Source organism: Paenibacillus sp. FSL H7-0714 (genome assembly GCF_038003765.1).
Lineage (GTDB): Bacteria > Bacillota > Bacilli > Paenibacillales > Paenibacillaceae > Paenibacillus_AQ.
Map to the genome: position 1 here is coordinate 3952131 of NZ_JBBOPT010000001.1, position 21670 is coordinate 3973800.

General features: G+C 41.9%; 21 protein-coding genes. 5 read left to right on the top strand and 16 right to left on the bottom strand.

Features of this window, described 5'->3' with window-relative positions:
* Positions 1 to 139: 139 nt before the first annotated feature.
* The gene (locus NST34_RS17565; protein WP_341128430.1) at positions 140 to 1915 is read right to left on the bottom strand and encodes an ABC transporter substrate-binding protein; all 1776 of its coding nucleotides are present in this window, start codon (positions 1913 to 1915) and stop codon (positions 140 to 142) included.
* Positions 1916 to 2058: 143 nt separating this feature from the next.
* On the opposite strand from NST34_RS17565, the gene NST34_RS17570 reads away from it, so the two are divergent.
* Complete coding sequence (locus NST34_RS17570; protein ID WP_076283578.1) at positions 2059 to 3294, top strand: MDR family MFS transporter; 1236 nt, start codon at positions 2059 to 2061, stop codon at positions 3292 to 3294.
* A 170-nt stretch (positions 3295 to 3464) separates the two neighbouring features.
* Here the strand turns inward: NST34_RS17570 and NST34_RS17575 are convergent, their stop codons facing one another.
* On the bottom strand, positions 3465 to 4421 hold the full coding sequence (locus tag NST34_RS17575) for a helix-turn-helix transcriptional regulator (RefSeq protein WP_341128431.1): 957 nt from the start codon (positions 4419 to 4421) through the stop codon (positions 3465 to 3467).
* 111 nt (positions 4422 to 4532) lie between these two features.
* Here NST34_RS17575 and NST34_RS17580 point away from each other — a divergent pair, with 111 nt between their 5' ends.
* Positions 4533 to 5468 carry a Gfo/Idh/MocA family protein gene (locus NST34_RS17580; protein ID WP_341128432.1) on the top strand — a complete coding sequence of 312 codons (936 nt, stop codon included), beginning with the start codon at positions 4533 to 4535 and terminating at the stop codon, positions 5466 to 5468.
* Positions 5469 to 5756: 288 nt separating this feature from the next.
* On the opposite strand, the gene NST34_RS17585 is transcribed toward NST34_RS17580, so the two are convergent.
* The 4 genes from NST34_RS17585 to NST34_RS17600 all read right to left on the bottom strand — a co-directional run bounded on the left by NST34_RS17585 (position 5757) and on the right by NST34_RS17600 (position 7930).
* On the bottom strand, positions 5757 to 6236 hold the full coding sequence (locus NST34_RS17585) for a flavodoxin domain-containing protein (RefSeq protein ID WP_076298729.1): 480 nt from the start codon (positions 6234 to 6236) through the stop codon (positions 5757 to 5759).
* Positions 6237 to 6269: 33 nt separating this feature from the next.
* Positions 6270 to 6917, bottom strand: coding sequence for a TetR/AcrR family transcriptional regulator (locus NST34_RS17590; protein ID WP_076298730.1), 648 nt, complete (start codon positions 6915 to 6917; stop codon positions 6270 to 6272).
* Between the two features lie 181 nt (positions 6918 to 7098).
* On the bottom strand, positions 7099 to 7200 hold the full coding sequence (locus tag NST34_RS17595; RefSeq protein ID WP_197069683.1) for a sporulation protein YjcZ: 102 nt from the start codon (positions 7198 to 7200) through the stop codon (positions 7099 to 7101).
* A gap of 184 nt (positions 7201 to 7384) precedes the next feature.
* Entirely contained in the window at positions 7385 to 7930 is a 546-nt protein-coding gene (locus NST34_RS17600) for a GNAT family N-acetyltransferase (protein WP_341128433.1), read from the bottom strand.
* 164 nt (positions 7931 to 8094) lie between these two features.
* On the opposite strand from NST34_RS17600, the gene xerS reads away from it, so the two are divergent.
* Entirely contained in the window at positions 8095 to 9177 is a 1083-nt protein-coding gene (gene xerS / locus NST34_RS17605) for a tyrosine recombinase XerS (protein WP_341129562.1), read from the top strand.
* A 230-nt stretch (positions 9178 to 9407) separates the two neighbouring features.
* Here the strand turns inward: xerS and NST34_RS17610 are convergent, their stop codons facing one another.
* The 8 genes from NST34_RS17610 to NST34_RS17645 all read right to left on the bottom strand — a co-directional run bounded on the left by NST34_RS17610 (position 9408) and on the right by NST34_RS17645 (position 15746).
* The gene (locus NST34_RS17610) at positions 9408 to 10670 is read right to left on the bottom strand and encodes a molybdopterin molybdotransferase MoeA (protein WP_076283573.1); all 1263 of its coding nucleotides are present in this window, start codon (positions 10668 to 10670) and stop codon (positions 9408 to 9410) included.
* 174 nt (positions 10671 to 10844) lie between these two features.
* Positions 10845 to 11351 carry a DUF4178 domain-containing protein gene (locus NST34_RS17615; protein WP_042188751.1) on the bottom strand — a complete coding sequence of 169 codons (507 nt, stop codon included), beginning with the start codon at positions 11349 to 11351 and terminating at the stop codon, positions 10845 to 10847.
* Between the two features lie 14 nt (positions 11352 to 11365).
* Positions 11366 to 11770, bottom strand: a complete 405-nt coding sequence (locus NST34_RS17620; protein ID WP_042188754.1) for a DUF350 domain-containing protein — start codon at positions 11768 to 11770, stop codon at positions 11366 to 11368.
* 123 nt (positions 11771 to 11893) lie between these two features.
* Positions 11894 to 12562 carry a PspA/IM30 family protein gene (locus NST34_RS17625; RefSeq protein ID WP_076283572.1) on the bottom strand — a complete coding sequence of 223 codons (669 nt, stop codon included), beginning with the start codon at positions 12560 to 12562 and terminating at the stop codon, positions 11894 to 11896.
* Between the two features lie 70 nt (positions 12563 to 12632).
* Positions 12633 to 12971: a prenylated flavin chaperone LpdD gene (gene lpdD / locus NST34_RS17630; RefSeq protein ID WP_341128434.1), complete on the bottom strand. Its 339-nt coding sequence runs from the start codon at positions 12969 to 12971 to the stop codon at positions 12633 to 12635.
* Positions 12972 to 12994: 23 nt separating this feature from the next.
* Positions 12995 to 13927 (bottom strand): dihydroorotate dehydrogenase, encoded by a 933-nt coding sequence (locus NST34_RS17635; protein WP_076283571.1) that lies wholly within the window; start codon positions 13925 to 13927, stop codon positions 12995 to 12997.
* Positions 13920 to 14624: a dihydroorotate dehydrogenase electron transfer subunit gene (locus tag NST34_RS17640; RefSeq protein WP_341128435.1), complete on the bottom strand. Its 705-nt coding sequence runs from the start codon at positions 14622 to 14624 to the stop codon at positions 13920 to 13922. The genes NST34_RS17635 and NST34_RS17640 overlap by 8 nt, the downstream gene beginning before the upstream one ends.
* An 87-nt stretch (positions 14625 to 14711) precedes the next feature.
* Complete coding sequence (locus NST34_RS17645) at positions 14712 to 15746, bottom strand: NADH:flavin oxidoreductase/NADH oxidase (RefSeq protein ID WP_341128436.1); 1035 nt, start codon at positions 15744 to 15746, stop codon at positions 14712 to 14714.
* A 184-nt stretch (positions 15747 to 15930) separates the two neighbouring features.
* Here NST34_RS17645 and NST34_RS17650 point away from each other — a divergent pair, with 184 nt between their 5' ends.
* Entirely contained in the window at positions 15931 to 16812 is an 882-nt protein-coding gene (locus NST34_RS17650) for a polysaccharide deacetylase family protein (RefSeq protein ID WP_076298736.1), read from the top strand.
* 130 nt (positions 16813 to 16942) lie between these two features.
* Here the strand turns inward: NST34_RS17650 and NST34_RS17655 are convergent, their stop codons facing one another.
* A complete protein-coding gene (locus tag NST34_RS17655; RefSeq protein WP_076298737.1) occupies positions 16943 to 17602 on the bottom strand; it encodes a 3D domain-containing protein in 660 nt (219 codons plus the stop codon).
* A 400-nt stretch (positions 17603 to 18002) separates the two neighbouring features.
* On the opposite strand from NST34_RS17655, the gene ppk1 reads away from it, so the two are divergent.
* Positions 18003 to 20117 (top strand): polyphosphate kinase 1, encoded by a 2115-nt coding sequence (ppk1, locus tag NST34_RS17660; protein ID WP_341128437.1) that lies wholly within the window; start codon positions 18003 to 18005, stop codon positions 20115 to 20117.
* Here the strand turns inward: ppk1 and NST34_RS17665 are convergent.
* On the bottom strand, positions 20065 to 21594 hold the full coding sequence (locus tag NST34_RS17665; protein ID WP_341128438.1) for a Ppx/GppA phosphatase family protein: 1530 nt from the start codon (positions 21592 to 21594) through the stop codon (positions 20065 to 20067). The genes ppk1 and NST34_RS17665 overlap by 53 nt on opposite strands.
* Positions 21595 to 21670 lie beyond the last annotated feature (76 nt).

Here is a 21670-nt window from a genome sequence, read left to right on the forward strand (position 1 = left end):
CACCTCCATGGCTACAAGTTAATTACTATTCATTTATTAAAACCTATTAGAGCACCATTCGATGATTTATCGATACAGCCTCCCTGGAAAGTATAGCAAAAGAAAACATTCCTGTACAAGCATATTTAGGTAACTCTCCTTAAAGACTAGTAGTTTTGATCCACAGTTTTGAGATATCCAGAAATCCGAAGGAACTGGTGTGAAGTCCAAACAAGCTTTGATTTAGCTGCGCTTTTTTATTCATATGACAACCATATAACACCCAATAGTTGTCCCTAAGCACACCTTCTGCCTGATCCAGCAACTTAATTCTTTCTTCCTTTGGGGATTGCGTGAAATCGGTAAGTACATCTGAGAATAACAAGATCTGTTCATCTCTCAGCAGAGAAAAAAGATAATTAAGTTTATTATTAAAGTAGTTAACCATTCCCCACTGCCAATCATCTTCAAGTACCTCTTCAGCAAGGAGGATTTCGGAGGTATTCTTTATATTTGCTGAGTTAAACTCGTTGAATAAATACAGCTTAATATGCAGTCCTACTGAAGCTGCTCGTGCTTGAAGCCACAGGGCTTCTTCGCGCTCTTCTTTTTTATCCTTTGTAGCTAAACTTAAGGTTTCCCCCTGGTAGCCACTTGCTACTAGAAGCTCTCTCGCGTAGTCCAAGGTAGGCTCAATAATACTTCTCTTAATGCTCTCCCAAGGTAAAAAGCTATCAGCAGGGGTACTACGGTTCCCTCCTAACTCCTTAATTAAGGCTTCTCGACTGTAAAGGATTCGTATAGCCTGCCGGAATAGTTGGTGTTGATGAATTCCGTCTTTATGGAAATTGAACAAGAGATATCGGCATCCCAAGGCAGGGTAGTCAATACTGTGGTTACAGATGATATTAGGTAATAAACCTTCCTGAGCAGATTCAGGAAGTTCATACAATCGTTCATTTGAAGCTTGTTCTGGCAAATACCAGATTTCCACACGATCTAGTAGTGGGCGTATACCGTAATAATGGTCAAATGCCGCGAGGACTAGCACATCTTCATTAAGATCTAGTAAACGATAGGGCCCTGTTCCACTCACTTCATTTACAAGATCTACGTCATGAGGAAGAATCGACATATGAATACAACTGAACATATGGAGAAAAAAGAGATTCGGACGAGACAGCTCAAACCTGATCCTGTGATCTCCTTCAAGCTCTACTCGTTCAATATCTTTGTACAAGCTCAACGCCGGACTGTTCAAATCTATAAGTCGTTGAAATGTCTCTTTTACGTCTCTAGAGGTCATAGTCCTGCCGTGATGGAATCGCACACCTTTCCGTAGATAAAAAATATAACTAGTATAATCTTCATTGGCTTCCCACATATGCGCCAATCCGGGAAGAAAGGTATCACTTGCCGCATCATAGGTAACTAATGTGCTATAAATTTGTCCGAGTAAATAGGATTCAAACGCGGTATATACATAAGCTGGATCCAGCACTTCCATGTGCCGGTTTCGTGTAATTCGCAAGACATCCAATCCTGATGTCGACTCCGTTTCACTACGAAAGCCCATCTGCTTATTTAACACCATTAATAACCGTTCCTTTAATGTGTCGCTAACCTGACCACGACTTAATAACTCTATAGCTTCCTTAAGCTTCCCTTTATTAATCAGTTCTTGAAAGTTGTCCTCCAGCACCTCTTCAATCGTTCGAAGAAAAGTTAGCTGCGAGATATTTCCACGCCCTCTTCCAGGCTGCCAGTGTATAAAACCCTGCTCTTCAAGTTTTCGCAGAATAAACTTTACATTACGCGGAGTGCAGCACAGAATCGAAGCTAGTCTATCTATCGTCACAGGATTAGCTTCCCCTATATCTATTGAGGATGGGATGGCTATTGCTAAACATAAAAAATGATTACTAATATGGTCCACGATCGTTCACTCCTTTAAAGGTGAAACACTGTAAGTAATTCTTACACTTTTACTTCCCCCTTTTATCATTATAATTATACATATATCGTTAATGAATATGCAGTACTAAATTATAGCTATCAGATTAGGAGACCTTTTCAATTATGAACCAGCATCTTAGGCATATTCACCCACTAGCTTGGACCATCATCGTCGGTACGATGTTCGGACGTTTGGTAACTTCAATGAGCATTCCGTTCTTATCCATCTATTTAACCCAAGTCCTTGGAGCCACCCCCACACAAACGGGGATTACGGTAGCCGTCAGCTCTCTGGCGGGCGTAATGGCCAGCTTCTACGGAGGATATATCTCGGATATTGTAGGCCGCAAAATTGTCATGTTAATCTCCGTATTTGGCTGGGCAGCAGTATTCTTCGGATTCTCTGTTGCACAACATCTGTGGGTATTCTTCCTGGTCAACACCCTGAACGGTTTATGCAGATCCGTGTTTGAGCCCACATCACGGGCACTTTTATCCGACATTACCCCTGCTGAAAGTAAGCTGCTTGTATTCAATCTTAGATACGCTGCGATTAATCTTGGTGTTGTCTTTGGTCCGATTATTGGAGTACAGCTCGGTTCTGCCGAATCTACGTTTCCTTTTATGATCGCTGGTATTGTATATGTTGCATATGGACTTGTACTATTCATCCAATTTAAATTGCATCGTTCAACCATGCAGAGTCATACGCAAGCTGAACCACCACGTTTACTTGAAGCCTTGGCAACAACCGGTAGAGACCGTGTATTCTTGCCAGTTCTACTTGGTACAATCTTTTGTGTACTTGGATACGGACATTTTGGTTCAACTATGGCGCAATATTTAGCAATGAACACCCATTTCACAAATGGTGGACAATTATTCTCCTATATGTTGTCACTCAATGCCATTACAGTGCTCGTGGTACAATATCCTATCGTACGTACTGCAAGCAAATTCTCACCGATTGTTCCATTGATTCTCGGAAATATCTGCGTTGCTATTAGTCTTCTCTTAGTAGGTTTAGCTGAAGGTGTAGCCCTTCTAATGTTTAGTGTCGTACTATTTACGATAGGGGAAGTACTGCTCTTTACGATGATGGATATGTTAATTGATCGGATCGCGAAGCCAGAAATGAAGGGTACGTACTTTGGAACGATTGGCTTTAACAATTTGGGGAGTGTAATCGCGCCTATCTTCGGCGGTGTATTGCTGGATCATTATGGAGCTCAGAATGGCCTTACGATCTTCCTGCCACTCGCTTTAACCACGGCTATAGGTCTTCCTTTTCTATTCGTAGCGCACAAGAGGCTTACTGCTAGAGAGAAGTTATCTCTTGGCGTAGACGCTAGCACATAAAAGGCTAAATTTTTTAAATCTAAAGGTTATTATGGGGCAATCCCAAATTAGTTAACATATTAATTATTATGTAAACTTATTGAATGAATAAAGCCTATTCACAAATGAGCGGGACCGTTTCATTGCAGAACATGCAATCGAAACGGTCCCTTTTTCACAAAAAAATCATGCTAATTGTAAACCTGCTGTAGCAAATTCGCCTGTACTTTCACATATTGTCTCAGTTCCAAAGGTTCCACAATCTCGCCTTGTCCAAGTATTCCCCAAATATTCGTACATGCACTATCATAGCTATACATATTTACAGTAAGGGTTATTTGATCTCCTTCCTCTACTCTATTCATAATCTCCACCCCGTGTAGCGAGGCCTCTCTCCTCTTATCCGTTCTAATCAATACTGGGTAGATCTCTTCCTCTTTACAAGCTTGCTTGAATCCCCTCTCCTGCTGCTTCCAGTGCCTTTCTAATGAAAAGTCCTGAGGGATAGCATACTCTTCATCTATAAGCTGTATAGAGGCGATTCGCTCACATTTAAACGTGCGGATTTGTTCGATTTCTTCACAGTAGGCTATAAGATACCACTCTTCTTTTTTCACAACTAGACCATAGGGCTGTAATTTCCTGCTCGAGATGATTCCGTTAATCTTGTGGTACTCAATCTGTAGTTTCTGAGATCTCCAAACAGCAGTTCGAATCGATTCCAGACATGGAATCTCTAAGCGTTCTGTCCACCAAGGTGTATCATCAAAATAAAAACGTCTTTGTGCCTTCTGGATATCATTTTGATAGGAAGCGGGTAATGATTTTTCTAATTTCAAGAGGGTTGTCTTTAGCTTTAATCCGGAATCTGTATGTCCGCCAGTATGAATCCCCATTCCTGTTAAAAATAGATTGATTACATCTTCCCCATGAAGCTGATTTAGGTTAACAGTATACCCCTCCATTAAGGAGATGCCACCATTCGGTCCCGGCGTGGATAACAGTGGTATTCCTGCTTCAGCTAATACATCAATGTCTCTATAGATAGAACGTACGGAGGTTTCCAAGGCTTCAGCTAAGTCATTGGCCTTCATCTTCCCTCTTGATTCCACTAATAATAAAATTGCAATCAAACGATGCAAGCGCATGGGGAGCCTCCAAATTTTTCTTTTTTTATAGTATACATCATAATTCTTGCCAAGCTGTTGTCAACAATAGAAGGTTATGATTAGTTCATTACATTAAAGGAGCTGATACACATGAATATAGGCGTATTGGGAACTGGATTCGGAGCTTATCATGCGCAGTTATGGACGACAATGGATCGAGTAGACAAAGTAATTATCTTTGGTCGGAACGAAGCTAAGCTGCAGGAGCTAAAACAATCTTTTGGCGTTGAGATAACTACCAATATCGACGATATTATGCTTGATTCCACCATCGATGTGATTGATATCTGTTTGCCCTCTTTTTTACATAGGCAGTATGCAGTCGATGCGCTTAAGCATGGAAAACATGTATTCTGTGAGACACCGGTTTGCTACAACTTAGAAGATGCTCTTGCGATGAAGGAAGCTGAACAACTGTATGATTCGCGAATTCTCGTCAACCAGTTTATTAAATTCGATCCTGCGTACAAATATCTTTACGAAGCGACTCATAATGAGAAATACGGAAAACTCTTATCTCTTACCTTAAAAAGAGAAACGCCTCCTTTGTGGGGTGACCTCGGTCTACACGCTATCGCTACAAATCTGATGATTCACGAATTGGATTTTGTGACCTGGATGTTGGGGTCTATGGAGCCGCACTCGGTTTGGGGATCCGATGGTGGTAAAAGTAATCAAGCCTTAGTCCGTGCAATTTTTCAACAACCTCATGTATCCGCAGAGATCGTTGTTTCTTCACAAATGCCGGCTTCGTTTCCTTTTACCGTAGGCTATGAGGCTTATTTTGAACAAGGCAAGCTTGTCTATCAAGAGAGTGACAACATGAATGGAGCTGTTGAAAGCTCATTAATTGAATATACCGCTGTAGGTAAACAAGATCTTTTGTTAGAACCAGCTAATCCCTATGAAAAAAGTTTGGAGTATGCACTCCAATGTCTAGTGGAGGGTAGTTCATCAGTAATTGAATTAGACAATGCGATACAAGCTATAGAACTAGCTATTTGCATTGAAAAAAAGCTTGTATAAATGGATCAAGGGATGTTATATCCTTTTTCATGGGTTTTGTTTGTAGGGTGAGGTGAATTGTTTATTGATGTGTAGTGTCAAGGGTGAGGCAGTAGTGGATTTTGATTAATCTATTGTGAATTTTTCATATGATGAAATAGCGGAAAATAATAGCGATAAAATCAAAAATCAATACTTTTTATAAGCCCCCTTCTCCTAACTAATGATAATTGGTATCTGAAACAATAATCAGTTAACATAATAATGATTATGTTAACTGATTTCAGGAAATCGATTTTCCACACTCGTTCACCGCTTCTTTAGCGCAAGTGCGAAACGTTCTATCGTCTCTTTGGATAATCCATTTACACTCTTATTCTTCCCTTTTACCACTCGCAGAACCACTCGATCTAATGCAGTCATCTTCTCTTCGTAAATCTCATCACCGAACACTTCTTTTGTAATTGATTGGTTATACAGCTTCTCTGGAAATGAAGATTTCAATTCTTGTATGGCTTGCTCCCCCTTCGCTCCTGCACAAATAAACAATCCAACGCGCTTTTTAGCTAGTTCATTTTGATATTTTGAAGTAAACTCCGTCATTTGTTTTTGTATTTTCCCAAAATAAATAGACCCACCTAAGATGACAGTATCGTACCGTTCTAATGTAGGCTCTTTAGCATGCATTAAATTAACTACTTCAGTCTCATCATCCAATTGATTTTTCAATAAATAGGCAGCTTTCTCTGTACATCCATATTTAGAAGTATAAATAATAATCGTCTTCATTCTGATTTTTCCCTCCACCCTCTGATCATCCTACTATGTTAAAGGCTCACGTATCTCCCTGGTTGCTATTGAAACCATAGAATCCAAATAACAAGATATCAGTGCTTCAACCTGATCTTCAGGCAAATCCTTTTCCACAATCAAACGCATAATTAATCCGAACGCAGCACTCCACATCACTTGAGCAGTGAGCTCTATCGAAGATTCCATATGTTGTTCTTTCGATTCGAACCTAGATAGACATTGACAGAGCATACCTATCGCTTTACGCTCCTGACCAGCTCCCTTGAATAGAACTGCTGTGTAACTAAGAACAGCCGGTGTATCATTTAGCATAACATTACGGTACTCAACACTTGTGGAAAGGGTCATCCTGATCCATTGCTCAAGCGATTGTCTCAAAAGCATCTCTGGTGGCAGTTCATGCTCTGCCTTTCGTTGTACAGACTGAAGCCCGTCAACCATATCTGTATATTTCTGTTGCAAATATCTCACCACAATTTCATCTTTACCCTGAAAGTAATGATAAATAATACCCGGAGAATACTCGATTTTCTCTGCAATTTTGCGAATAGAAAGCTTTTCAATCCCCTCCTCTGCAATCAACAAAGCCGCAGCCTCTAAAATTCTTTTCTTCATTTCCTCACGCTCACGCATTTGCCTTTGTTCTTTGGTCATCATTACGTCTCCTTATAATTTGAACATCGTTTAGTCATTGAACACTGTTAAATATATATAATTTATAACGCTCTTTTCTATATAGTAAGTCACATACAACTCCCAACGATTAAGGTCCTATCCAGACATAAAAAACCGCCAGTCCTTATAGACTGGCGGAACCACACTTCATGATGTTAAAGGATTACAGACAAAGAGTTTTAGTGATGATAACCAACAGGATAAACAGAACCAGAATCGCTCCTGTGGAAGTAAATCCACCATATCCTCCTGCGAATTCGCCCATTTTAACTCCTCCTTTGTAATTGAGTACATCATAAGATATGCTAAATCCCACTCTGTGCTTGGGTGAAATGAACAAAAATAACCCAACAATCCAGTTAAGGCTGTTAGGTTATTCATTTATAGTTTACATAACAATTATTATGTAAACTATTTCTGCATTTATCTTAATTATCGTAAGATAACCATTAATTTTTCATGACTACATCATCGCTGTTACCTTTACAATCATTAACCTTATTATTAGTTAATGTGTTGAAGTATTGACTCGGATTTCCTTGAGGCGGATTAAAACGCTCTTTAAATTCTCCATTTGTGTACTCTCCAATCACTCTATGCCAGAAACTACGGGCAGGCGTATTCGCACGTACCTGTGACACCTTCCAGTTGCCTGGGTACATATCAAATAATTTATGCGCGGCCCAGGTCCCCACACCGCTCCGGCGATATTTTTGCATCACAAAAAACTCAGTCATGTAAAATTGCCCTTCGGGATCATACAACAACCGTTCTACCAAAGCAAATCCGGCAATATTCCCGTCTACTTTGAACAAATACGCAAATTTATTGTTGCCACTACTCCAAAATGATTCTAATCCCGGATAAGCTGGATATACTCCATCTTGATCTACATCAAGCTCCAGATAACGGGTGAAATCATATAAATAGTACTGCATTAGTTTGCTTATCGTCTGTTTCCGCTCTTTGGGAACCAGCTCCATTCCAAGTTCCATTTAGTGCACCTCTGACATTTATGTTTACTACACATCATATAACTTAGTTACTTCAGGAGCAAGTTCATCACTAGTAAATAGCTTTGATCAAAACCCATGGGAGGACAAAACATGATAAGATAGAAAGAAGAAATTATATGCAAACTATGGAAAAGGTGAATCACATGAGCGTTCAAAAGAACGATGACCGTAAAAAACTGGATCTAAAGCTACCTCTCATGCCTTGGTTTGTTCAGCAGTTTATTGATTATAAGCGTCCTGATCTATCCCCTTCCACCCTGCTGGAGTATATTCGGGACTATGAGTCCTTTTTTGGATGGCTGCGTGCAGAAGGCCTCTCACAGGCCAGCTCCAATACAGAGATCACTCTGCTGGAATTAGAAACCCTGCATATGGATAGTATTGTTGGATACCGCCTACATCTCACTACCCGAGCTGAGGGAGCCAATACACGAGTAACCGTGTCCCGTAAGCTGTCCGCATTACGCTCTTTATTTCATTATTTAAGTCAAATCGCTGAGGACGAGAACTTCTATCCATTACTTAAGCGAAACATTATGGCTAAGGTTGAAGTTAAACGAACGCATAAACCTAAGGATACTGCTGCTAAATTAAAGGGCAAGATTCTGGAGGATGAGGAACTACTGGAATTCGTGGGGTACATTTTCGAAGGATATGGACGAGATGTTGAAGGGAACAAACAAGCCTATTACTCCTTTCAATTAAATCGTGAACGCGATGCCTGTATTGCCAGCTTAATTCTGAATTCTGGTCTTCGTGTATCAGAGGTAGTCAATCTAAACGTGGATGATCTGGATGTTAACAACAAGCTGATCTACGTCACCCGAAAAGGGAACAATGATGAAACCTTCAAAACCCCTGTTTATTTTCGAGAACAAGCTAAAGAGGATTTAGCTCTTTATTTAAGCCTACGTCAATCCCGTTATAAAACGCCAAAAAGGGAAAAAGCTTTATTTATCGCTTTGCCCAATGGACGGCAAGAAGGCAAACGCATGACCAAAAGAGCCATTCAAGAAATGATTATAAAATATGCAAAACGCTTTGGTAAGCCCTATCTAACGGTACATAAGCTTCGTCACTCTTTTGCAACAGACTATTATCTGCAAAACGATATTTATAAAACGAAAGAACAGCTCGGGCATGCTTCGACAGAAACAACCGAGATCTATGCTCATCTCACGGACAAAACGATGTCTGAGGCGATTGAACGGCGTTTGGATAGTTAATTTTTTGCGAAAAGCCGGCCATACCCTATCCGATTTTTATGGAAAAGGTGTGGCGGGCTCTCTTTTTACATGGATTAGAAAGACTGATCAGATTAGCATTATGTTGAATTATTAGCTTTTCTATTGTGAATTTTTCATATATTGAAATGTTGTAAATAATATCGTTGGCATATTAGATAATTAGCTATTTCCGTCCTATTGTTAATGTCAAAAAGCATTTTACCTTTATCCTATCCCCGTATTTCTCCCGGAAGCTTGATAATAGTCACTTTAGCACCCGCAGATAAGCCTCGTTCCTCTGGTGGAACAACAATCAGACAATCACTATCCTTGATCGTGACCATCACGGAAGATTCGTCTATCGCTGCTGGAATGGCATAAAGGCTGCCTTCACGGATCTCTAATCGCGCTCTAACAAATCGGGTAAAGTCATTTACTCTGTTATAATCTGCACCGAGTGTGGCGCTCCATTCTGGTAAGAACGGCTGTGACGCACACTGCATTAATCTGATAACCGGACGTGCGAACAATTGAAAACCAACGAAACAAGCACCTGGATTACCTGATAGGGCTAACAGCAGCTTACCACCTCTAACAGCAGCAGTGGTTACACTCCCCGGACGCATCGTCACTTTATTAAATAACATATCTCCACTCTGTTCACGAACCAAATCGCCCATAATATCATAATCTCCTACCGATACTCCACCCGTAGTGATTACAAAATCATAGGTTTCCAGCGCCATCTGTACTTTACTTCGAGCCAGCTCCAGATCATCCACAATAGATCCCAGCATCACGGGCTCCCCACCTGCCTCTTTGACTAAAGCTTCGAGCATGGGTGAGTTGCTGTTTCGAATTTTGCCAGGCTGTAGTGGTTCATGTACCTCTAGCAGCTCTGTGCCTGTCGCAAAGATAGCTACCTTGGGCCGACGATAGACTTTCACTGTATGTATGCCAAACGCTGCCAGAACAGCTATATCCCCCGCAGAGATTAATCGTCCCGCTGGCAGCACTAGCTCACCAGAGCTTAACTCCAGCCCCATCGGTGTGATATTAGACTTCGCTTCCTGCTTCTTTCGAATACCTACGTAAGTCTTTCCTTCCTCCTCACGTGTCTCCGTTACTTCTAGCATAACTACAGTATCTGCCCCTAACGGCACTTGTGCTCCAGTCATTATCCTTGCTGCTGTTCCCGAAGTTATATCTACCGAAGCCACAGCACCACATGGAATATTGTCCACCATTTCTAACCATACGACTTGTCCATTTACACAGTGATTGGTATCTGTTGCAATAATTGCATATCCATCCATGCTAGAACGGTTAAACGCGGGAAAAGGATGTGGCGCAATCACTTCCTCAGCCAAATAACGTCCACAGACCTCATTCAATGAGACCTCCTGTGACTCTAGCGGATTAGCAAATTTGATTATTTTGGCCTGTGCCTCTTTTACTTGAAGCGCTCTGCGCTGAAATTTATGATCCTTCATACCATACCTCCGCTCTAAATCGTCCGTTTTTTGTAGTACAATAGGTACTATTTTAACATGAGCTATCCTGAAGTAAAATGAATGGTGGAAACGACATTAATCCTTTACCGATTTCAGCTACGTAATTACAAAAAAAAGATGCGATCTCAAGATCACATCTCTTACGATTCATGTCTAGGATGCTCTAATTACCTTCACATCACCAGGAATTACTTTCTCCCCTTCATACAGCATGAACCGTCCATGTTGCCATTCTACACGCAGAAGCCGAGAATCATCTGACTGATATTGCCATACATGCTGCTCTCCACCATTCATAAAAGGGGTTTGGCCTAGGGCAGCAACATATCCTTCATACTCTTCCTCCAGAAAAAATGTATAATCGTCCAGTTCAAGTGTTGTTGGAACCTCAGCAGGATTATCTAAGCGCCCATCAATAGGTTTATATAAACCATATTGCAGCTGTTCCCGCTCCTCAATATGCAAATAGGCAATTTGACTACCATCTCTTAATGTCAGCACTACCGCATTTCGTCCACGATTATGGGTCCTGCCGGTAACCTCGTAGGTAACGAGCGATACTTCACAGATGTCTCCGGGAGACAAATTAAGCATACTTTTCTGAACTTCCTGTGCCGCTGGTTTGGAAAAAAGATTACCTATACGTTTCCATATACTCAACTTGATCGTTCCCCCTACATAAATGCAGAAATAATTAAAGCTCCCGTAATTTGCAGTGAGCCTGATAATAAGCCGTACCCGATTTTGCCAAGCTGTGTACCATGATCCAGATCCAGACTCCCCCATTTAGCCAAGAGGAGACGGACCGTTCTTTCCAATATAAGCAAAAGAAAAAAAGATACAATCGAGATCAGCAAAGCATCTGGCAGGCTGTTAGAAGCAGCTATCGATGATGATAAAATGAATGCCTGTGCCAATAGCTTCATTACAAAACGTGTAGTAACTGCCATATTTCCAGCCTTTAACTCTTCTAAATCATTGTATCGAGTGAAGAGTGAATCTACGAACATCAGCACAAACAGCAACACCGCGCCGCTCACTGTCCACACGACCATGGACACCAGGATATGGAAATCCATTCTAATAGCCCCCGCTTATTCATTTTGCATGCTGTCATAAGCATAGATAAAGCGAAGAGGAAACGATATTCCTGTCTCCCCTTCGCCTGTGAACATCAGCCGTGAAACGGCTAAGATCAAATGTTATTGCTTCTCGTATTGTTTCATCAGAGCAGCCAATTCATCTTCTACTGCTTGATCTTTGTTCAACTTCTCGAACTCATCATCAAGTGATTTGTTGCCCGAGCTCATCTCGTTGCTAGCTTCGGCTTGAGCTTCTGCTTGCATCATTTTTTCTTCCATACGTTTCAGGCCAGCAGATGCGGAATCAGAGCTGAAACCACTCATCGCTTTATTAATTTCGGTTTGAGCTTTAGCAGCATTATAACGAGCAACCAAGGTTTCACGTTTGTTCTTCATTTGAGTAAGTTGCTTACGCATTTCGTCAAGCTTCCCACGAAGATTATCCGCAGATGCTTTGTTCTGATCGAAGCTAGCTTTGTATTCTACCAGTTTAGCTTCAGCAGCCTTCTTCTCTTCCAGAGCTCGGCGAGCAAGGTCAACATTACCAGCTTGAGCTGCAGCATGTGCCTGTTGCGTACGTTTGTTAACAAGCGCTTCCTGCTCTTCATAAAGCTGCTTGAACTTTTTCTCAATAGCGATTTGAGCCGCTACCGCTTTTTCTGCATCTTCCAAATCTTCGGTCATATCACGAATGTACTGATCGGTCATCTTAATCGGGTCTTCTGCTTTGTCGATAATCGCATTCACGTTAGACATTGTTAAATCGCGCAATCTTTTAAATATAGACATGGTTTCATTCCTCCAAAAGATAATTTAAATACTCACTTGATATCTTTTACGCAGAATTGCCAATCCCGTTTCACATTTGTTGCGCTAAATATTGAATTACTTTATTATTTACGATCTCAACGACCTCTTTAATACCTTCTTTCGTGAGATCGTCGTAATGAATGCCCATAACCACTGTGACCGTCCTGTTTAAAGCCTCAGCTACCCTAATGGCAATATCTTCGCTTATCGTATGCTCTTTATGATGAGGAACCGCAGAGGTCTGCACTTCCACCCGCTCTCCATTTAAATACGCAGTACTTGCCGCTCCAATATGACGAACGCCCCCACTAATTACGAGTAAGAGATCACGTCCGACAGGCGTCGCCATCAGCTCAATATCCTCAGGGTTAATCTTGTTAGAAGTCAATAGTATCTCCTCACTACTCCACTTTATATAATGCCACGTATTTCATCCAAGGATTGAATATTTTCTTGAACCATGAATTGCTCAAGCTCTTCAACAAGCTGGCTACCTGCTCTCAAATTCATGAAATTGTAGGTTCCTACTTGGATTACCGAAGCACCTGCCATAATAAATTCAATAATATCAGTAGCTGTGGTGATGCCCCCCATTCCGATTACTGGAATAGATATGTTCTGTGCGACTTGATGCACCATGCGCAATGCAACTGGCTTAATCGCTGGTCCGGACAGTCCGGCATACAAGTTATTAAATACACTACTTCTCCGTCGCACATCAATTTTCATCCCGGAAATGGTGTTGATCAGCGAGACAGCATCTGCTCCCTCTGCCTCACACATTTGCGCCATCTCAACGATATTCTCAGCACCTGGAGACAGCTTTACCGCAAGTGGTAGCTTAGTGGCACGTCTAACAGCTTGTACTACTTTTTGCGCTTCTGAAGTCTTGATTCCAAATGCAATTCCGCCCTCTTTTACATTTGGACAGGAAATATTCAACTCAATCATATCAACAGCTGGTTTACCTGCGCTTGATCGAAGATCTGCATCACGCTGGATCATTTCTGCTCCAAGTACGTAATCCTCAAGCGTCCCGCCGCCAAGATTCACCAAACGGGCTGTATCGAGTGTTTCCCAATAAGGGCATTCTTTTTCCAAGAACGCAGCTACACCGGGATTCTCCAATCCTACACTATTCAGCATGCCAGAGGCTGTCTCATAAACACGAGTGCCAGGGTTACCTGCTTTTGGATGGAGGGTGAGCCCTTTCCCAGAGATTCCACCTAGCAAAGATACATCATACAGCTTTCCATATTCACGACCAAAGCCGAATGTTCCTGAAGCCATTACAATCGGATTCTTAAAATGAACGCCTGCAATTGTTGTACTCATCTTAGTCATGAAAAATCACCTCCTCAGAAAGGAACACGGGTCCGTCTGCACAGGCTTTTCGCTGACCATCACGACAAGAAACACTACAAACAAGACAGGCACCAATGCCGCAAGCCATTCGATTCTCTAGAGAGAGATAAACTTTTGTATTGCTTCCTGCCTCTTCGGCCGCTACGCCTTTAAGCTGTGCTGCTTTAAGCATAGGATGTGGGCCGCAAACGAAAACATGATCATATTGACTAAAATCCACACGATCCAAAATAAATCCGCCTACATCTACTGTAAGCTCGGCTGCTAATGGACGAAAAGCTTCTGTCCGGTAAGCTTCCCGACTAAAACCTAGAAAGATATCACAACTAGGCAGCTGCTTTGCACAATAATATAGCGGCGCTATTCCGATTCCACCACCAATAAGTGCAACCTTGCCTTCGACCTGTGGGAATCCCGTGCCAAAAGGCCCTTCAAGCTCCACTGAGTCACCAGGATTCAACCGTGAAAATATCTCAGTGCCTTCCCCCACTACGTGATATAAAAATTCGACACTATCTTCTTTTACTTCATGTATACTTAACGGTCTGGAAAGGATCGGATAAGCATCCCATGCCCGTAACATGTAGAATTGACCCATTTCACCGCCGCTATTCGTTTCAACTTTAAGGTGGTACACTCCGTCAGTTAGCCGATCGTTACTTAAAACCATCCCCACGTTATCAAGCTCCTTCAAATTTTATCTTTATTAAGATTGCCTTAGAAGGAGTATAAAATCTGTGACAAACTTCACATTCAAAGCGCGCTATCCCTTTTTCCAGATCCCGCGTTCATAAGGTTTGGGGACATTACGTACGCTTCCAAGCGCCTCTTCCGCATGTAAAGCCCAATAGGGATCGCTCAACATCCCACGGCCAACGGCTATCAGCTCTGCCCGTTCTTCCGCGACGATGGACTGTGCCTCAGTAAAGGATTCAAGCCGCCCCACTGCAATTACAGGCACCTGTAATTCACTACGGATAAACTCTGCCAGATCCACTTGATAAGCAGGGCCTGCACCCAGCCCTCCATTTGAACCTATAGGACCTTCTCCTCCAGAAGAAACATGGAACAGATCCACTCCAGCATTCTTATAGCGTCGGCAAATATCCAGAGCGTATGCAGCATCATATCCACCCTCTACATATTCCTTCGCAGATATTCTCATAATCAATGGCATGTCTACAGGAACCACTTCTCGGACTGCTTTAACTACCTGTTCTCCGAACAACGCAGGATCTTGTCCATATTCATCATCTCTGGTATTCGTCAATGGTGAATGAAACTGGTGAATTAAATAACCATGTGCACCATGAATTTCGACCGTATCAAATCCTGCCTCTATAGCTCTGCGCGCCCCTTCACGGAAGGCCTCAATTAATTCTGAAATTCCTTTTTTAGAAAGAACCTGTGGCGTTTTGAAATTAGCATCAAAAGGAATTGCTGATGGAGCCACAGGCGGCTCTGCATCCACAGCTTTTCGTCCAGCATGTCCTAATTGAACAGCGATTTTTGATCCATACGCATGAACACCATCCGTGATTCTACGATAAGCTTCAATTTGCGAATCACTCCAGATTCCTGTATCTCGATTAGTGATTCTACCATCTGGATGTATGCCAGTCATTTCCACGATAATAAATCCTGTACCGCCAATAGCACGGCTTACATAATGAACATAATGCCAATCATTAGGGATGCCATCCTCTTTATCCACCGAATACTGGCACATAGGTGGCATGACAATACGATTCTTCAGCGATAACCCCTTCAATTCATACGGTGCAAACAAATCAGACATTCATGTCTCCATCCTTCCGTAATCTATAATTGACTCGGAATTCCCCGTTCTATTAGTATACACGCATTGGTTCCTTCAAGAAATCTTAACCAATACTGTATTGTTATCAGCATAAATTTACCCATCTGTGGAGATAACAATTAAGAATATGACGGTGATCAGGTAGTAAAGGAGGCAGATGGGGATGTATTTTCAACGGAGAGGTCAGAAACTGCTTGTAATATTAGGAACAATCATAACTATGCTATTCCCAACCTATTCTTCAGAGGTTGCGTCAGCGCCTGTGCAAAGTCAGAAGACTCCGCAAGAACAAACACAAAGTGTACCCGCTTCAGACGAAGATACGGCAATTTCAGCAGGTAGCGCTGCTACAAATAGTTCGACGCTTAACAGCAATAAAAACACTAAAGGTCTGACATTAAGTCAGCTGTTACACAAATATCCAGAGACTTTTAAGACTAGTGGACCTCGGAATAAAGTCATAGCACTTACTTTTGATGATGTTCCTGATCCAAGATTTACCCCCCAACTGCTTAACACCCTGAAAAAATACAATGTCAAAGCAACCTTCTTTGTGGTGGGAAGCAGAGCAAAAAAACATCCAGCTTTGGTGAAAAGAATGATTAGAGACGGACATGCGATTGGAAATCACTCGTATAACCACCCTCAGTTTGTGAAGCTTGCGATGAATGATTTTCGATCACAAATCATAAAGACCGAGGATATTATACAAACCTTGGCCGGATATAAACCACGACTAATTCGCCCACCCTATGGGGACATCAGTGAACAGCAGCTTAAATGGGCAAAAAGCCATGGCTACACGCTCGTGAATTGGAATGTGGACTCATTGGACTGGAAGGGACTTTCCAAAAACCAAGTCAGAAATAATATTCTAGCCCATATTGGAAGAGGAGCGATTATTCTTCAGCACGGTGGAGGCGGTCCAGGTAGTCATCTACAGGGAACGATTCAGGCTTTACCTGAAGTAATCACTATTATGCGCAAGCGGGGCTATACATTCGTTACCGTTCCTCAATTACTACAAGTGTCCAAAAGTAAATAAATTACCCCCAAATATATATTTTATAATACGCAAAAAACGGAGGCAGCCGCTAAGGACTTCCTCCGTTTCCTGTGTAACCTTATTTTAGAACTTTTCATATCTCATAGGTATTCTCTCTATTTTTATCTATCTATTTAACAATGTATAATTGTACATATTGATAACCGAATGATGATACAAAGCTTTGGCTACCAGGGATAAAGATATCGATACGATTGCCTTTTATAGCACCGCCCACATCCGTTGCAGTTGCTAAGAACGCATCTTTAGGCAATCCATCATGTGAATGGCCTGTCACCAATACTTTGGTACCGAGAGGAATCACATTTGGATCAACAGCAATAGTACCAAGCTTGAGAGTATTTCCGAAATAATCTACTGCACCCCATCCGCCGTTCTCACTGCTTGCAGAAGAATAAGCTGAAGCTTTGACTTGAATCGATTTGTCATAATTAAAGGACTTACCCCATGCTTCTACTGTTTTGGACTCTGAGTTTACATTCAGACTTGGTGTAATCACTGGTGATTTGTCAGTTGTAGTTACGGACTCAGCCTGCATCTTACTAGGGATAGTAATTTCAAGGCCTTCGTAAATGTTAAGTGCTGCAACGTTTGGATTTGCTTTCATTAATTCATTCATACCTACATTATATTGCTTGGATAAAGTATAAAAAGTGTTGCCATTCTTAGCGATATGAACGCTGTCTGCTTGAGCTGGAACGGCATGCAGTAATGCACTGATTCCCATAATTGCAGCAAGGGTTTTAATTGTTCTAAATCTGTTCTTCATAATTGCCTCCTCATTAGATGGGCGTGAACGGTATCACTTCCGTATACGCTCGTGTACATTTTAAGTACTTATGTACAACCCGTGTGTGATTTCTTGATGTGTTGCAGTCTTTTGTAAAACTGACAGGACTTAATATATCACAATTTTGTAACCTGTGCTTATGTAATTGTTACCATTGTGAAAAATCAAGTTTCAATATTGTCATTTTTTTGGATTATGGTTAACATATTTTTCATTATGTTAACTACATTAAAAGATACATGCACCATTTTTAAAAATTATCATATAAAATTCCCGAAGATTTTACATAGCGTTAACATTTCATGCTTTATCCAATAGTAGAATGATAGAATATGATAAATAGAATAGATATAGACAACGAATCATATTTGGAGGTCCCATGAATACAGAAGAGAATAAAAACAACCAAAGCAGCCCAGCCACTGCTTACCTCAATAGAGATTTGAGCTGGATCGAATTTAACCGACGCGTGCTGAAAGAAGCTCAAGACCCTGATAATCCGCTAATGGAACGGGCTAGATTTCTGGCTATCGTCTCAAGCAACCTTGATGAATTCATAAGCGTTCGAGTGGCCGGAATTCAAGATCAAATCCGGGCAGGCTATACTAAAAAAGATTTCACTGGCTACACCCCTTCCGGGCTATACAAACGTCTCATCAAGCGAGTTACCAAAATTGTTGCCGACCAATACCGGATTTTCCGTGATATTTCACGGAGTTTGCATAAAGAAGGTATCGTTTTTGTGGATTATGAGGATCTCACTCATGCACAGGAACAGTCCATAGAACAATATTACCGGGATATCATTTATCCTGTACTTACGCCAATGGCTGTAGATCAGAGTCGACCGTTTCCACTCGTTCATAGCCAATTTATCTATTTAGCAGTAGTTCTTACTCGTAAGAATGGCCTTGAAGAAGAGCCTTTTTTTGCTATTCTGCAAATTCCATCTAATCTGCCAAGATGTATCCCGCTACCACACCGGTCTAACAGTAAGAAACGGCAGTTCGTATTTATAGAGGATGTCATCCGTCATCACATTCAAACTTTATTTAGTGGTTATGAGCCCGTTGCCGTTAGTGAATTTCGTTTGACCCGCAACTCTGATCTCACGATCGACGAAGAAGGGGCCGAGGATCTTCTAGAAGAGATTGAAAAGGAGCTACGCAAACGTCGCCGCGGTGTTCCAGCAAGACTTGAAGTACAAAAAGGAATTCATCCATATGCCTTGGAACAGCTGCAAGCTGAGTTTGAAATTGAAGATTTCGTATTCGAAATTGAAGGTCCGCTAGATCTAAGTTTCCTTCGTAATTTCGCCGGCAGTATTAAGGGCTTTAGTTACTTAAACTATCCAAGTATTGAGCCCGTCTACCCTGCTGAATTTGAAGAAAATGAGGATTTCTTTGAGGTATTACGTGAGCGAGATGTTCTGGTCTACCACCCTTACGAATCCTTTGATGCGATGACGGACTTTATCATTCAAGCGTCAGAGGACGAACAAGTGATGGCCATTAAGATGACTCTATATCGGGTAAGCGGAAACTCTCCTCTGATCACTGCACTCGCTAATGCTGCTGAATCCGGAAAACAGGTAACAGTAGTTGTAGAGTTAAAAGCCAGATTTGATGAGGAACGTAACATCGCTTGGGCTCGCCAACTTGAAAAATCCGGATGTCATGTCGTTTATGGTCTTATTGGACTCAAAACGCATGCCAAAGTCACCTTGATTGTCCGTCAGGAAGGCCATGAATTACGTCGCTACGTGCATGTAGGCACAGGAAACTATAATGACAGTACAGCCAAAGTCTACACGGATCTCAGTCTATTTACCGCTCAAAGCGATATCGGTCTTGATGCTTCTGAGCTGTTTAATCAAATGACTGGTTATTCCGCTGATTTTGACTGGAATGCCTTCATTGTAGCTCCAACGGACATGAGCCTTTCCTTACAAAAGCTGATGAAGCGTGAAGCGGAGCATGCTGCAGCCGGCAGACCTGCACGTATTATTGCCAAAATGAACTCACTCTCTAATCAACAGGTCATCGATGATTTATATGGTGCCGCACAAGCTGGTGTTTCTATCGATTTAATCGTTCGGGGGGTTTGTTGTCTACGACCGGGGATTGAAGGCTTAAGCGAAAACATTACGGTTCGCAGTATTGTCGACCGCTTTTTGGAGCATTCAAGAATTTATTATTTTGAAAATGGTGGTAAGCCTGAGGTGTATTTATCCAGTGCAGACTGGATGACTAGAAACCTAACCCGACGGATCGAGCTGATGTGTCCTGTCAGAGATAGCAGCATACGTAAACAAATCGTTAAGATTCTTGAACTATCCCTAAAAGATAATGTGAAGGCCAGCTTCTTACAGCCTAATGGATATTACGAGCAACCAGACGACAAAAAGGCCCCTTTCCGGAGCCAGTTCGCAGCAATGGATGTTACACGTTGGAAGGGAACCCGAGTTTTACCTTCACCGCCCAAGCATTCTTAAATGCTTTTAAGGCGTTCTCAATGTCCTCTAGACCAATCAGAAGCGCTGATGTGCCCTCAAGGTCCAGATTAAGGGTATTGCCGTGCAGATTAGCTTTCAAGCCGCTTACAATCCCGATCTCGGTGCTGTCCAGTGCAATGCTTAGCTGTACAAGCGACCCAAGCCTATGAATCCACTCTTCGTCGGAAGGCAGCAAAATGTCCTTATACATCTGGGACAATTTCTGCTTCCGGCTTTTTGTGCTATACGAGGCAATCATCGCGCATAGGATAAGCTGGCGGTGTGTTAGTCCACGGATCGGTGAATTCATCAGCCAATAAAGGGTGTGTCGTTTAGATTGATAATAGTTTATGTTAGATCCCGTTCGATGTAGCATGATGGATACGTAAATTAACATCTTATGTTCAGCTTTATTCTCTTCATCCTTGAATGCATCAAACAGACTTAGAGCAAGCTTGTTAATATGATCTAAATACCGTTTAGAAGTACGAATATCAAACCGGATAATCGTATTTAAACTGTATTCAAGCGCACTGTCTCGCACCGGTTGCTCCGGCTTCAGTAGATCATGTAGCATACCTTCCCTAAGCCCCTCCCCGCTGATTACAGCCTGGCTAGCCCCAATATACTGATATACCGTATGGAAAATAATCAACCCGGATACGATGATATCTGCTCGACTCTTAGACAACCCATCTAAATCTTTACGCTTATCATAAGGCATTGAAGGTAATGTGTTCATAAAATGCTCAATCGTCTCACTGGCCATGGTGTAACCGTGAGAGTTAGGTAATGAGTATGCTCTAGTCTTTTGATCCAGCTTACCTAGAGAACGAACCGTACCTCCCAGACCAAACAGTGGAAGACCTGCTGTTGCGTTAAGCCAATCATGCTCTACCAATCTCCCCAGAACATAGGTCTCCAGCTTCTGAATCTGCTCTCCATTCCAGTTCCCGCCTTGACCAAACATAAGATTGGTATTCACCGCTCCGAACGGAAAGGAAATGCTATGTTGATAACGCCGCCCGCGAAAAAGTGTGATTTCAGTACTCCCGCCACCAATATCGATGACATAACCATCTTCAACATTAAATGCATTTATGACACCTAAGAAGCCAAAGTAAGCTTCCTGATGACCACTGATAACCTCAATGGGTATGGTTGAAGCTTCTGACAAAAAGGCAATAATTTCACTGGAGTTAGCAGCATTTCTGATTGCCGCTGTAGCGCCCGCACGAATGGTCTCTACATCAAAAGCATTGCAGATCTCCTTAAACTGGCGCAAGACTGGGATGATCGTCTCCATATCCTCCTGCTCCAGTCGACCTTCCTTCGTAATCTTCTCACTAAGACGTGCAGAGTACTTACACTCCTTGATGATCTTATAGCCTCCCTCCGGCGTTGTATCATAGATTACAAGACGTATGGAGTTAGAACCAATATCGATAATGCCTATCCGGCGCAGATCATCTCTCATTATGTATGTACTCCTTTTCAAGTTGATTGACCATCTATTATACATGGTTTACATAAATAAATGAACTCAGTCCATT